We start from the raw sequence: 14,408 nt of genomic DNA, 5'->3' as shown, positions 1-14,408 counted from the left end.
GTTCTTGGTTAGCTACCCAAGATTGGAACGAATGCGTGGTCGCATTTTCAATTTACAGAACATATGCTACGTCATCAGGACTACGCGCTTCGGTCGCGAATTATTGTCACCGAGTACCCGGATCGACTTGTATTTGAGAGCGCGGGGAGTTTCTTTGAGGGAGACGTTACCGACTATGCGCTTTCGGAAAGGACGCCGCAACGTTATCGTAATCGTTTTCTAGCCGATGCGATGGTTAACATGAATATGATCGACACCATGGGATACGGGATTCGGATGATGTTTCAGGCACAGAGAAGGCGCTTTCAAGCCATGCCCGATTTCGATCTATCGCGGCCCGATGGCGTAAGAGTTACCGTGCATGGCCGAATAATCGATCCCAACTATACGGCGCTGCTGATGGAGAAAAAGGAATTGCCCCTGAAATCCGTGGTATTGCTGGACAGCGTTCAGAAGCAACGTCCGATTTCCCGGGAGGAGGCCAGTGTCTTGCGACGGGAGAAACTTATCGAAGGTCGCTATCCAAACATTTATGTGGCGGCTCATGTTGCAACGAGAACTGACGACAAGGCTGCGTACATACGAAATCGGGCTTTCGATGACGGCCATTACAAGAAACTTGTTGTTAACTATATTAAACAATATGGAGTGGCTACTCGCCATGAGATCGACGGACTTCTAATGGATAAGCTTTCGGATATTCTCTCGTGGTCGCAAAAGAAGAACAAAATAAGGAATCTGCTTAGCGTCATGTCAAAGAAGGACGCCACTATTCGGAATACAGGATCGGGGCGACGTTCGAATTGGGTGCTGAATCTAGACAAAAAAGACAATATCTAGACGTTCAAAATGTGTGGCTCTTAGGTGTAAAATTTTGAAAATACATCACTTACATGTGTTTTTACGTCGAGGGGTTTAGACGCAAAACAGAAGCTTCTGACGATTGAGCCGCTCACAAACCACACGCCGAACAGGATTCGAAACGTAAGCTCCAATCCCTTCGATGCTGTAAGCCCGGACTGAAAAAGGCAGGCTCGAATCGGTTCTGGGAGTGACAGACGCTGACGCGTGTGTATTGTCTCCCGCCAAATTCTGTCAGGAGAACGTGCTATGCTTCCAGCGACCGAAAGTGTGCATGATCGGCATACGGTAGGGAGGGTGCGTATCGTGCAAAAGATATCATCCTCATTGTCCAAAGCGCACGCCTTTGTTCGTTGCTTAACATTGGCGACTAACGAGAGGGTAACCGCCCATTTCCAATTTACGGCAGGCGCGGGTCCCGTCTTCGTGCGTGGGGCGGCTCATTCTGGTATAAAGTACGCTGCGGCCTGAATGTATTGAGCCGAAATGTGTCTCTTGCCCGCCCTGCGGTCGGGCCCCCGGTTTTCTCTGGAGTACCCCAAACCGAATGACAGAAAAAAAGCATAGTCTCGATCAACTACGCATCGACCGCAGTACCCCTCGTCGAAGCGGCGCGCCCTTTTTCTTCCTGTTGCTGCTGGTCGCCGGTGGGGCGGGCGGCGGGGCCTGGTGGTGGGCCAATCAGCCCAAGGCACTCGCGGTGAAGACCCACGTCGTCTCCGAGACGACTACCGGCGGGGAAAGCGGCAATACCCTGCTGAATTCCTCTGGCTACGTCACGGCGCGGCGGGAGGCCACGGTTTCCTCCAAAGTCTCCGGCAAGGTCCTCGAAGTGCTGGTGGAGGAGGGGATGTCGGTGGAGGAGGGTCAGGTTCTCGCGCGCATCGATGCCTCCAACACCGAGCAGAGTCTCCGACTGGCCGAAGCCCAGGCCGCCTCGGCCCGTAAGGCCCTGGCGGAAACCCGGGTGAACATCGCTCAGGCCGAGCGCGACCTGAAGCGATTCGCCAATTTGGCGAAAGAAGGCATTGGCAGCGAGGCGGATACGGACCGGGCCCAGTCTCAGGCCGAAGCGCTGAAAGCCCAGCTCGAACGGCAGACGGCCGATATTGCCGTGGCCGAGCGCCAAATCGCCGTGTGGAAGCAGGAAATCGAAGACACCATTATCACCGCGCCTTTTGCGGGTGTAGTGACCACCAAAAACGCCCAGCCCGGCGAAATGATCTCTTCCATGTCGGCGGGCGAATTCACCCGCACCGGCATCTGCACGATTGTGGACATGACCTCCCTCGAAATCGAGGTGGATGTGAGCGAGAGCTACATCAATCGCGTGAGCGCGGGCCAGCCCGTGGAAGCGACCCTGGACTCGTACCCCGAGTGGAAGATTCCCGCGAAGGTTATCGCCATCATCCCCACGGCGGACCGCCAGAAGGCCACGGTAAAGGTGCGCGTCGCCTTTGATGAGCTGGATCCCCGCATCCTTCCGGAAATGAGCGTGAAAGTGGCCTTTCAGAGCAAGGAGGAAGCGAAGCCCGTGGAGAAGTTTACCGCCATTCCGGAGGCCGCCGTGCGCCAGCGCGACGGCCGCGATATCGTGTGGGTGGTGAGCGAGGGCAAGGTAAAGCCCCGCCCCGTGACCATAGGGGACAAGGTCGGCGGGCAGGCGCGGGTTCAGGCGGGGGTCAGCAGTGGGGAACGGATTGTAATCGAAGGATTTGACTACCTGGCGGAAGGCGCCAGTGTAACGGAGGCTACGGGATGAGTGAAGGCAAGAAAGTACTGGTAACCGTCGACCATGTGGACAAGAATTTCCGGCGCGGTTCGGAGCATATCCATGTTCTGTCGGACATGCACCTGGAGGTGAAAGAGGGCGAGTTTCTCGCGCTCATGGGGCCCTCGGGCTCCGGCAAGACCACGCTGCTGAACCTGATCGGCGGCCTGGATCGCGCCACCAAGGGCACGGTGACCATCGGCGGCGACCGGATAGACAATATGTCCGACCGGCAGCTCGCGGCCTGGCGGGCGCGCCACGTGGGCTTCGTGTTTCAGTTTTACAACCTGATGCCCGTTCTCACGGCGGAGCGGAACGTGGAGCTGCCCCTGCTCCTCACGCACCTCTCAAAAAAGGAACGGCGCAAGCACGTGGAGACCGCCCTGGGTGTCGTGGGCCTGAGCCACCGCGCAAAGCATTACCCACGCACCATGTCGGGCGGTGAACAGCAGCGCGTCGGTATTGCCCGAGGCATTGTGACCGACCCCACGATCCTCCTCTGCGACGAACCGACCGGCGACCTGGACCGCAAATCGGGCGATGAAATCCTGAGCCTCCTGCAGGCACTGAATCAGGAGCACGGCAAGACCATCATCATGGTGACCCACGATCCCCACGCGTCGGCCCGAGCCACCAGGACCGTGCATCTGGACAAGGGCCAGCTCTCCGCGGAGGCGCCGGAATGAAATTCCTCGCCCTTATCTGGAGCAACCTGAAGCGGAAGAAGCTGCGCACAGCCCTCACACTGCTGTCCATCTTCATCGCCTTCCTGCTCTTCGGCCTCTTGTGTACGATCAAGGAGTCCTTCACCGGTGGTGTGACCATGGCCGGCGCGGACCGACTCATTACGCGCCACAAAGTCTCGCTCATCATGAGCCTGCCCGAGGCGCACCGGGTGAAGATCGAGCGCATCAACGGCGTGGCCTACGCGGTGCCCTTCGTCTGGTTCAACGGCATCTATCAGGACAAGCCGGAAAACTTCTTCGCCACGATCCCCACCGATCCCGAAGCCTTCCTGAAGATGTACCCCGAGTACACCCTGCCCGAAGCGGAGAAGAAGGCGTGGCTGGAAACCCGCAGCGGCGCCATCGTCGGGCGCACCCTGGCGGATCGATTCCAGTGGAAGGTGGGTGATCGCATTCCCCTCATGTCGCCCATCTGGCCCCACACGGGCGACACCGCGTGGGAATTCGATATCGTCGGTATCTTCGACGGCACCAAGAAGAGCGCGGACACTTCCGGCATGTACATGCGCTATGACTACCTCGACGAGGGGCGCGCGCGCGGCGATGGTGAAGTGGGCTGGTACGGGGTGCAGATCGCCGATCCCGACCGCGCCACGGAAGTGGCCGCCGCCATCGACAAAGAGTTTGAAAACTCGCCCTATGAGACCAAGACCGAGCCCGAGGGCGCTTTCATGCAGGGCTTTGCCCAGCAGATCGGCGATATGGGAACGATCCTCACCGCCATCCTGAGTTCGGTCTTCTTCACCATCCTCCTCGTCGCGGGCAACACCATGGCCCAGACCGTGCGCGAGCGCACCGAGGAGATCGGCGTGCTCAAGGCCATGGGCTTCACCAATGAACTCGTCCTCGCCCTGGTGCTGGCCGAGTCCAGCGTCATCGCCATGGTGGGCGGCTTTGCCGGACTCGCCGCCGCGTGGCTGATCGCCGCGGGCGGCAGCCCCGTTCCGGGCATGTTGCCCATCTTCTACTTCGCCCCGCACTATGTCGCACTCGGCGTCGCGCTCGTGTTTGCCCTCGGTTTCGTGGCGGGTATCCTGCCCGCACTGCAGGCCATGCGGCTTCAAATTGCTGTTGCCTTGCGGAGGAATGCATGATGAACTGGCTCTCTCAAATTGTCTCCGTCTCACTGTTCAGCCTGCGCACCATTCCCGCGCGCAAAGGCGCCGCGATTACCACCGCCATCGGTATCGCCGGCGTGGTGGCCGTCTTCGTCGGCGTGCTCTCTATCGCCGAAGGCTTTCGCGCCGCCATGACGGTGTCCGGACCGCAGGACGTGGCCATCGTGCTCCGGGCCGGGGCCGACAGCGAGATGACCAGCGGCCTTACCCGCGAAGAGACCCGCCTCATCGCCGATGCGCCCGGCATTGCGCGAACGCCCGAAGGAGCGCCATTCACCTCCTCGGAGCTCTTCGTGATGGTCAATCTGCCCAAGCGCAGCACCGGCACCGATGCAAACGTTCCCATGCGCGGCGTGGGCAAGGAAGCCATGGCCGTGCGCAGCGACTTCAAGATCCTGGAAGGTCGCAACATCGAGCTGGGCAAAAATGAAGTCATTGCCGGCATCGGCGCGGCCCGTTCCTTCGCCGGGCTCGACGTGGGCAAGAAGATTCACATCGGCATGATCGACTGGGAAGTCGTCGGTATCTTCTCCGGCGGCGGCGGCTCCGCCGAGTCGGAGATCTGGACCGATTCGGCCGTGCTCCAGCCGGCTTACAACCGGCAGGAAGGATTCCAGTCGGTCTACGCCAAGTTAATATCACCCCAGGACATCGATCAGTTCCGGGGCGCCCTCGAGAGCAATCCCCAGTTGAAGGTGAAGGCCATGCTCCAGTCCGAATGGCTCTCCGAGCAATCCACCATGCTCACAGGATTCATTCAGGGGATCGGCTACTTCATCACCGGGCTCATGGCCCTCGGCGCGCTCTTTGGCGCGCTCAACACCATGTACAGCGCCGTGGCCGCGCGTACCCGCGAAATTGCCACGCTGCGCGCGCTCGGTTTCGGCGCAAGCCCCATCGTTCTCTCCGTCATGTTCGAGTCCCTCGTGCTGTCGCTCGCGGGCGGCGCCGCGGGCGCGGCGGCGGCCTACTTCACGCTCAACGGCTACCAGGCCTCCACCATCAACTGGCAATCCTTCAGTCAGATCGCCTTCGCCTTCACCGTAACGCCCGCACTGCTGGCCAATGCCATCCTCTGGGCCGCAGTTATCGGCGTCCTCGGCGGACTCTTCCCGGCCATCCGGGCGGCGCGCCTGCCCATAGCGACCGCGCTCAGGGAGATCTGAGAGTTTGTGAAAGTATCGAAAAGCGGGAGCACGGACTTTCCAGTCCGTGATTGTCGTGCGACTCCGTCGCACGATACGCGGGTACGAAAACCCGCGCTCCCGATTGGCGACTGTTTTGAAGGGAAAAAATCTCAACCATTGACGAGTTCGTAAAGAATGTAGCATCCGCCTGCGATTCTAAGCGCCCCGGCCCCCATGGTCCGGGGCGCTTTCATTGTGTGCCAGGCATGGCCCCGTACTTATGAGGTGTAAGTCCTCTACAGGCCCTGATAGTGGGAACTGTTAGGCGAAGGCAACTGCGATGTCGCGAGGCATGGTGGGGAGGAAGCCCTAGCCCAAAGGTCGGACTCGACGAACAGAAACCGGATATAAGGCCGACGAACTCTGGGTAAACGTGCAATGGAACGTGACGCCCGATAGCTATCCGGAAGAGTCGCAGGTAAATCCGGCGAGGCCCGACCGAAAGTGCGATGTCTTACCCTGGGAGATCTCCGGTTCTGCCACCACGACGGTGGCTACCTTCGTGGCGACACGGGGGGATGGAATTGGAGAAGTCAGCTGAGGTCGTAGTAGCCGTCTTTTGGTGGTGAAGGACCGAATCTTTTATCGCAAGGAGCAGACTGGACGACTCGATGGACTTGGAGCCACAGCCAATCGGTGGGTATCAACTTGACCTTTTCAAGGACTGGTCGAACCCCTCGTGCCCCGATACGCGCGGTGAAGGCGGAACCGTAACTGCGGTATACGAGGCGTGGCAAGAGTCTGCGGCGTTGGATAGGAATCGAGCCTTGGCGAGACCGCTGATGGCGCGGATAGCGGAGCGAGCAAACCTGCTCGAGGCGTACCGCAAAGTCAAAAGCAACCGGGGTGCTCCGGGCCTCGACGGCATGACCGTTGAGGACTTGGGCGTCTGGTTGGGCCAACATCACGGGGCGCTGATTCGTTCACTACTGGACGGAAGCTACCAGCCGCAACCGGTGCGACGGAAAGAAATCCCGAAGCCGGGCGGTGGGGTGCGCGAACTGGGCATTCCCACGGTGGTGGACCGTCTGGTGCAACAGGCGATCCTTCAAGTGTTGGAACCGCTGGTAGACCCCTCTTTCTCCGAATCCAGCTACGGTTTCCGCCGTGGCCGGAGCGCCCACGACGCACTGCGCGCGGCGTCGGGCTACGTGGAGGAGGGTCGGAGCATGGTGGTGGACCTGGACTTGGAGAAATTCTTTGACCGGGTGAATCACGATGTCCTCATGGCGCGCCTTGCCCGCCGCATCGGGGATAAAGACCTGTTGCGGGTAATCCGCCGCTTTCTGACCTCCGGCATTATGCTGGACGGGGTCTGCATCTGGCGGCATGAAGGCACCCCCCAGGGTGGTCCTCTTTCCCCCTTGTTGGCCAATATACTGCTGGACGACTTGGACAAGGAATTGGAGCGCCGGGGGCACTGCTTCTGTCGCTATGCGGACGACTGCAACATCTACGTGCGGTCCAGGCAGGCGGGGGAACGGGTGATGGCGTCGGTGACGCAGTATCTTGAAAAGGCACTGCGCCTGAAAGTGAACCGCGAGAAAAGTGCGGTGGACTTCGTTGAGCGACGTAAGTTTCTCGGCTACCGTCTGCTGCGCGGCGGAAAACTGGGGCTCGCCCCCCAGAGCCTGGCGCGGATGAAAGAACGGCTCCGGTCCATCACCCGGCGTAATCGGGGCGTAAGCTTCGAGCGGGTGCTAAGCGAGCTGCGCTCGTTCCAGACGGGCTGGTTGCACTACTTTCGTCACGCGGCCTGCCGGTCCCACCTGCAGGAGGTGGATGGATGGCTGCGGCACAAGCTGCGCTGCTACCGGTTAAAGCAGTGTAAGCGGACCAAAGCCATACACGACTTTCTGCACCGGGAAGGCGTGCGCAACGACCAGGCCTGGATACTGGCCTCCTCCGGGAAAGGCTGGTGGCGGCTAGCGGCGTGTCCCCAGGCCCACGAAGCCATGAATCTACAATGGTTCAAGAAACAGGGCGTGACGTCCCTGGCCAATCAATATGACCAGCTCAGAGATAAAGGAAACCGCCGTGGTACCGCGCAGGTATGCCCGGTGGTGTGAGAGGGGGAGAGGGGTAACCCCTCCCCCTACTCGATTCCGCGGCGCATGCGATTGGAGATGGGGAGCGAAACAGGATAAAATCTTTCCTGTAGAAGGCTGAAAGCTGCTACCATAGCCCGCGCTGTGAACTATTTTACGGTGCTCCCGGCAATCGGGCTCGGGAGTGCGGTCCCAGGCAGTACCGCGGTCGGAATCACGTCGGCCGAATGGAGTTCGCGAAGCACTTGACTTCTGATCGGAAAGAGCCGGAGCATGGGCGGATGCTCGGGAAATACCGTATCTTGCATACGATTGGTTCGGGCGGCATGGGGACGGTTTATGCCGCGTGGGACACCCAGCTCGAACGGCGCGTTGCCCTCAAGATGGTCCATCCCCACCTTCTCGCCAACCCTTCGATATCGAGGCGCTTTCTGCAGGAGGCGCGCGCTGCGGCCCGTATTGAGCACCCCAGCGTCGTCCGCGTTTATGGAATGGCGACCATTGGCGATGATATTGCCATTGAGATGCAGTACATCGAAGGCACGCCCCTTTCCACCCTCCTCCGGCCCGTTCCCCTGCCCGCGGGGCAGGCGGCCGATCTCGTCTTTCAGGTCCTCACCGCGCTTGCGGCTTGTCATGCCCAGGGCGTGATCCATTGCGACCTTAAACCGAGCAACCTGCTGCTCAATGACGACAACCACCTCTACCTGACCGACTTCGGCATAGCCCGGGCGCTTCAGCGCAGCGGCGGTGATCAGGAGGGGCCGGCCGCCACCACGGGTACGGCCTGGGGGACACCGCGCTACACCCCGCCGGAGGCCTGGAACGGCGAGCAGCCCACCGTGGCCTGGGATCTGTACGCCCTGGGTTTGATGGTCTACGAGGCCCTTGCCGCGCGGCCCGCTTTTCAGGCCAATACCCCCGCCGCCTTGATGGCCCAGATTCTCACCGCAACGCCGGAACCCTTGAAGCAACTTAGACCTGAACTTTCCGACGATTTCGTTAACCTGATACAGGATCTGATGGCCCAGGAGTCTTCGAAAAGGCCACCATCCGCGTCCGCCGCGCTGGCTCGTCTCCAACGTACTCCGGAGTTCCAACTTGCACAGGCGGAAACCCAGCCCCTGCCCGGTCCGGGAAAGGTCGTCAAGCCTACCCTGTACCCGCCCGCGCGCGCACCGCGCATCTTGCCCTGGCCTTACAACGCCTTTCTGCTACTTTCACTGATCGTCGGCTTGATCGCCGGGGCCCTCTGGTGGCAGGGCACGCACCGCACCGTCCACCCGACACCGAACATGGGCGGCGCTCTCCAGGAGGCGTCTCCCGAAGGGCCCCCCGCCGCGCCAGTGGCTTCCGTCCCGATTGCCCCCGTTTCCCCGTCAACTACGGCCATCGCGAGTCCGCCCAGGCTGCCCGAAGCGATGGAGCTTACTCCGGGAAATGGCGGCGTCTACTTCGCTTATGACGATGGAATTCATGGTTCCGAGCTCTGGTTTGCGAATGTGTCGGGAGATCTTCGCCTGCTCCAGGACATCGTGCCCGGGCCCGGATCGAGCGGACCCCAGTACCTCCAGGCGCGGCCTGGCGACCACGGCGTCATCTTCAGCGCGGATACCCCGGAGCTGGGGCGCGAACTCTGGCATGCCCGCATGAGCGAATATCCAAGCTTCGATGTGCGGCTGATCAAGGACGTCATACCCGGGCGGATGGGCAGCGAGCCCCAGGGCTTTCACGCCTTCGAAAACGTTTACTTCTTCCACGCCACCACGCTGCACGAAGGGCGGGAGCTCTGGGTGACCAACGCGCGTGCGCAGCAGACCGCCATGGTGGTCGATCTGTTTCCGGGTGTCGCCGGATCGACCATGATGGTGCCGAAGTTTGTGGCGGCTTCGCGCGGGTTCTATTTTCTGGCCTTGAGCGATGGCAATTTCGGACAGCAACTCTTCCACTACAGCCACGACGCCCTGAAAGTACGGCACATCGCCGATGTTTCAGAAGATACGAACACCATGGCCGTTCTGGGCGACTTGTTAATCTTGAGCAACTTTGATCTCGACCACGGCATGGAGCCCTGGATATACCGGCCCGATCTTCCCGGTATCCAGCCCTTGGCCGACCTCTATCCCGGGCCGACCTCATCGGGTCCCAATCATTTCTTCACCTCCCGTGAAAGGGTCTACTTTTCCGCCCAGACCGAAGTTGCGGGGGGTGAGCTCTGGATCAGCGACGGAACCGCCGACGGCACGCGCCAGCTCGCGGATATCAACCCCGGATCGGAGGGGAGCGACGTTCACGCCTTTGTGGCCTGCGGCGATCAGGTATATTTCCGCGCCACCACCCGCGAACACGGCAATGAACTGTGGTGCTCCGACGGCACGCCGGCCGGCACGCGGATCGTCGCCGACGTGTGGCCCGGTCCCGATTCGGGCCAACCCTACAACATCACCGCGGCGGGTAACCGCGTCTTCTTTACCGCAAAAGAGCCGGGCACGGGTGAGGAGCTTTGGATGGTTAATCTTGAGCGGGGCGGTGAGGTTTCCCGTGTGGCCGATCTGGTGCCCGGACCGGAAAGCGGCGAGCCCCACAACCTCCGCACCATCGGCGTGGGACAGGGCATATTTTCCTTCAAGAGTCCGACAGGGCCGGCGCTGGCCGTGATCGACTGGGTTGTGGACCCGCCCACCATCAAGGTCATCGAACTGCCCCACGCAAGCAAGCAGGGGGATGCGCCGGACTCGTGACCCACGAATGCGCGCGGAAATGGCGGTGTCGGCGCTCGATTCAATGCCTGCGTAGCAGGGGGGTGACCATTCCTGGTCTACACAAGAAAGCCTCCAAGTGCTCAAGACCTCCTGGGACCGTAAGTTTACGGCGAATCGCGAAACTATGTCCTCTGGCGCATAATCAAGGACGATGTGCCCTCGCCGATACCACTACGTGCATCAATGCGCGAGCAGTATCCAAACGCAGATCAGGGGCTACTTACCGCGTCTTCCCTCAAGCGCCCGCCCCGCACTCGTCCAGACGCCGCGCGAGAAATGTCTGCTCCGAGGCGATGGCTGTCAATCCCAGAGCGCGCTTGAAGTGGCCCGCCGCCGCTTCGTGTCGCCCGAGTTTCACTTCGAAATCGCCGAGCACGGAGTGCAGCAGATAATACGAGTCCAGCATTGCGCGATGGGGAATCGCCGCGATGGCCTCCAGGCCCGCCGCAGGGCCGGATAGATTGGCCACCACGACGGCGCGGTTGAGGGCAATGACGGGGGAATCGTCGATGGCGACCCAGCGGTCATAGAGCGCGAGGATCTGGGTCCAGTTCGTGCTCTCGAAATTCGGCGCCGCACAATGGCAAGCCGCGATGCCCGCCTGCACGTGGTAGGGCGTGACCTCGTGCCCCGTGCTCGCAAGGCCGATGCGGTAGAACCCTTTCGCGATCATGGCGCGATCCCACTTGGCCCGGTCCTGATTCGCCAGCAACAGTATCTGGCCATCGTCGTCCACGCGCTCGCCGAGGCGCGCGGCGTTAAGCCACATGAGCGCCGCCAGGGCTTGCGTACGCGGGCGGTTGCCCGCCGGATGCTCCACCAGCAGTTCCACGAGCCGCAGCGCTTCCTGGCACAACTCCGCGCGGATGAGGCTGTCGCCGCTGCTGGCCTTATAGCCCTCGTTGAAGAGCAGGTAGAGGGTCTGCTCCACGCTGTCGAGGCGCGCGCCTAGCTCCTCGCCATGGGGGATTTCATAGGGAATGCCCGATTCGCGAATCTTTTGTTTGGCCCGTGTGAGGCGCTTGGCGATAGCCGCCTCGGTGGAGAGGAAAGCGCTTGCGATTTCCTGCGTGCCAAAGCCGCACAGGGTCTTCAGCGCCAGGGCCACCCGCGCCTCCTCGGGGATTATCGGGTGGCAACAGGTAAACATCATCCGAAGCCGGTCATCCGCCAGCTCCGTATCGAAAACCACCCCGCCATCCGCGGGCGCGCCCGTGGGCCACTGGTCCATGAAGGCGATGATTCCCGCTTCCTTCGACTTGAAATTCTGCTCGCGACGGAGCACGTCCAGCGCCAGATTCTTCGCCGTCTGCGTTAGCCACGCCGCCGGATTCTCCGGCACGCCGTAATAGGGCCACGACTGCATCGCGCGAACGAGCGCCTCCTGCACCACGTCCTCCGCAAGCTGCAGCCGATCAAAGCCGAACATGCGCGTAAGCACGGCCACCAGCTTCGTCGATTCATGGCGAAATAAATGCTCCGCCAGCCGGGAGGGATCCCCGACAGGCGGCGCGGTAGCTCTCTCGTCCGGGGCGGCCAAGGGTCAGCCCGCGGCGGCGGCCATCAGATCCAGGGCGCGCTGCTGCACCGCGCAGCACTCCGAAACCGGCCGAACTTCCACCGTCATACCGTGCTCCAGGGCCGGGCACAATTTCGCGATAGCAAGCGCCTCATCCATCGACTCCACCGTCAGCAGAAAATAGCCCGCGATCGCCTCTTTCGACTCCGCGAAGGGGCCGTCCGCCACCGTGTGGCCGTTCTTGCCCGACACGACCTTGCCCGCGCGCTGGAGCGGCTGTCCGCTCTTCGCACGGCCGTCCTCCATCAATCCCTCAAACCACGCCATCCAGCGTGTCATCACATCCTGGATCTGCTCCGGCGAGAGATCCTTGTCCCAGTGGTTGCCCCGGAACAGCAACATATGGCCATTCTTCATTTCCACGTCCATGCCTGCGTCTCCTTGTGAGAGGTTCGTTCACTGCGGTTTCTATTATACGACGAAGCGGGGCGGGGGAAAAGGACAATGGTGGAGGAAGAATTCAACCTCAAAGGACGCAAGGGGAACATAGAAAGGATTATCTTTTGTGTTCTTTGAGTCCTTTGAGGTTAAAATCACTTGATCGATGGTTCGCATTGGATTCGCTACAATTGCAGCGCCATCGAAAACGCTGGAAACTTAGAGATGAAACAATACACCTACTCGCAAGCCCGACAAAGACTGTCCGAGTTGCTGGACACCGCCCGAACGGAAGAAGTCCTGATCACGCGCCGAGGCGGGGATACGTTCAGCTTGGTCTACAGACCAGCGAAAACTTCTCCCTTCGACATTCCGGGCATAAAAACCAAAGCCACTACCAAAGATATCCTTGATGCCATTCGCGATTCGCGGAGACGTGGTGGCTGACGGGTCTCGCGCAGCAACAACGCAATTTTTTGCCGCGAAAGAACCTGGGGCGGCCTTTGGAGGTTACCAAAAGCGTTTTCCCAAAGATGAACTCAGATGAACACAGATAAGACGAATATGTGCGATTTCCGATAGTCTGGCGCATTTGTAGAAATCGGAATCCAATTCTCTACCCACGTTCCACCTTCAAGAGTCGAGCATTCTTGCCTTCCTATCTCTGTTTATCTGAGTTCATCTGTGGGAAAACCTCTTTCTTGCGGCCAATAAAAAAACGCGCTACGCCAACACCGCCTCCTGAAGCAGATTGCTCACCTCGCGCCGAATACGCGTAGATTCGTCCGCGGTCGGCAGCTTGTGCGTCATGGTGAACACGAAGGCGAGATCCCGCGCCGGATCGCCCACGCCGTAGATCGTGTCCACGCCCGCATGGCCGAAGAGCGTGGGGGACTTGGAATCCCCAAAACCGAACCATGGGCCCGCACCGCACTTCGGCGCCGTGCCCCGCACCAGCCAGCCCAGCCCCCAGGGCTCATGGGCCGGTGAGCGTCCCTCGGCCAAATCTTTCGCGATCGCATCGGCATACTGCACCGTAAGCATCTCCTGATGGGCCTCGGGCTTCAACAGCCGTGTACTATTCCAGGTGCCACCCTGAGTGATCATATTGAGCACCCGCAGCATGTCGTCCGGTGTGCCAAAGCAACCGCCCGCCGGGTGGCCGCCGATGCCGTTGGCGCCCGGTGCAATCGAGTCAAAATAGCCCGGCAACACCGAAACGGGCGCATCACCCCGTGGCGGTGTAAAGGTTAGACTCTCCGCGCCAATGGATTCGAACAGCCGCTCGCGGCAGATCGTCTCCCACGATTTCATCCCCGACACGCGTCGAATTGCTTCCGCCACCACAAAGAGGCCTGAAAGCCCGTGGTAGGCCGTCTTGCTGCCCACGGGCCACTCCACCTCCGCCGCGCAGAGTTCTGCGAGGTAGGCATTCCAGGTTTCTTCCGTGTCGACCGCCTTGTGACTCACGCCGGGTATACCGGCCGAGTGGGTGAGCAGATGGCGCAACGTCGTCCCATCCTTTCCGCCCCCTTTGTACTCCGGGATGTAGGTCGACACCGGTACGTCAAAATCGATCAGCCCGTCCTGCTTCACCATGACGGCTACCGTAGCGCCAATACCCTTGGAAAAGGAGAACAGCGGGTTGGATACGCCCGGATGAAAAGGCTTGTCTTCGCCCGAAGCGTCCCGGTAGTTCCCCACGAAATGCTCCACAAATTTGCGGCCCTTCCGCGTGGCCACCAGGCCGGCACCGGGAATTGTACCTGCGGCGATCTCCCCTTTGATAAAGGCCACAACGCGGGCCAGCTTCTTGTCGTCCACACCCGCCTCTTCCGGCGTGATCGGGTTAAAAGGCAGGTGGCTCGGGGGCGCTGCGGACCAGGTGGGCATGGCCACGCCGATGGTCGTGGCGGCGGCATATTTGAGCAGCGTTCTGCGAGAGACGGAGGGCATGG

General features: G+C 60.7%; 11 protein-coding genes. 8 read left to right on the top strand and 3 right to left on the bottom strand.

The window, feature by feature from the left end; translation table 11 throughout:
* Positions 1–63: 63 nt before the first annotated feature.
* The 7 genes from JNK74_24025 to JNK74_23995 all read left to right on the top strand — a co-directional run bounded on the left by JNK74_24025 (position 64) and on the right by JNK74_23995 (position 10,472).
* Positions 64–840: a hypothetical protein gene (locus JNK74_24025; protein ID MBL7649257.1), complete on the top strand. Its 777-nt coding sequence runs from the start codon at positions 64–66 to the stop codon at positions 838–840.
* Positions 841–1,408: 568 nt separating this feature from the next.
* Entirely contained in the window at positions 1,409–2,623 is a 1,215-nt protein-coding gene (locus JNK74_24020) for an efflux RND transporter periplasmic adaptor subunit (GenBank protein ID MBL7649256.1), read from the top strand.
* Complete coding sequence (locus JNK74_24015) at positions 2,620–3,318, top strand: ABC transporter ATP-binding protein (protein MBL7649255.1); 699 nt, start codon at positions 2,620–2,622, stop codon at positions 3,316–3,318. The genes JNK74_24020 and JNK74_24015 overlap by 4 nt, the downstream gene beginning before the upstream one ends.
* The gene (locus tag JNK74_24010; protein MBL7649254.1) at positions 3,315–4,472 is read left to right on the top strand and encodes an ABC transporter permease; all 1,158 of its coding nucleotides are present in this window, start codon (positions 3,315–3,317) and stop codon (positions 4,470–4,472) included. Before JNK74_24015 ends, JNK74_24010 begins: the two co-directional genes overlap by 4 nt.
* Positions 4,469–5,662, top strand: coding sequence for an ABC transporter permease (locus JNK74_24005; GenBank protein ID MBL7649253.1), 1,194 nt, complete (start codon positions 4,469–4,471; stop codon positions 5,660–5,662). The genes JNK74_24010 and JNK74_24005 overlap by 4 nt, the downstream gene beginning before the upstream one ends.
* A gap of 803 nt (positions 5,663–6,465) precedes the next feature.
* Positions 6,466–7,752 (top strand): group II intron reverse transcriptase/maturase, encoded by a 1,287-nt coding sequence (gene ltrA / locus JNK74_24000; GenBank protein MBL7649252.1) that lies wholly within the window; start codon positions 6,466–6,468, stop codon positions 7,750–7,752.
* A 281-nt stretch (positions 7,753–8,033) separates the two neighbouring features.
* A complete protein-coding gene (locus JNK74_23995; protein MBL7649251.1) occupies positions 8,034–10,472 on the top strand; it encodes a protein kinase in 2,439 nt (812 codons plus the stop codon).
* A gap of 256 nt (positions 10,473–10,728) precedes the next feature.
* Here the strand turns inward: JNK74_23995 and JNK74_23990 are convergent, their stop codons facing one another.
* Positions 10,729–11,979 (bottom strand): sigma-70 family RNA polymerase sigma factor, encoded by a 1,251-nt coding sequence (locus tag JNK74_23990; GenBank protein MBL7649250.1) that lies wholly within the window; start codon positions 11,977–11,979, stop codon positions 10,729–10,731.
* A gap of 57 nt (positions 11,980–12,036) precedes the next feature.
* The gene (locus tag JNK74_23985) at positions 12,037–12,441 is read right to left on the bottom strand and encodes a hypothetical protein (protein ID MBL7649249.1); all 405 of its coding nucleotides are present in this window, start codon (positions 12,439–12,441) and stop codon (positions 12,037–12,039) included.
* Positions 12,442–12,675: 234 nt separating this feature from the next.
* On the opposite strand from JNK74_23985, the gene JNK74_23980 reads away from it, so the two are divergent.
* Complete coding sequence (locus tag JNK74_23980) at positions 12,676–12,897, top strand: type II toxin-antitoxin system Phd/YefM family antitoxin (GenBank protein ID MBL7649248.1); 222 nt, start codon at positions 12,676–12,678, stop codon at positions 12,895–12,897.
* Positions 12,898–13,173: 276 nt separating this feature from the next.
* On the opposite strand, the gene JNK74_23975 is transcribed toward JNK74_23980, so the two are convergent.
* A complete protein-coding gene (locus tag JNK74_23975) occupies positions 13,174–14,406 on the bottom strand; it encodes a beta-lactamase family protein (protein MBL7649247.1) in 1,233 nt (410 codons plus the stop codon).
* Positions 14,407–14,408: the final 2 nt, after the last annotated feature.

It is taken from the genome of Candidatus Hydrogenedentota bacterium (assembly GCA_016791475.1).
Taxonomy (GTDB): domain Bacteria; phylum Hydrogenedentota; class Hydrogenedentia; order Hydrogenedentales; family JAEUWI01; genus JAEUWI01.
This window is presented reverse-complemented; position numbering and strand designations above follow the sequence as displayed.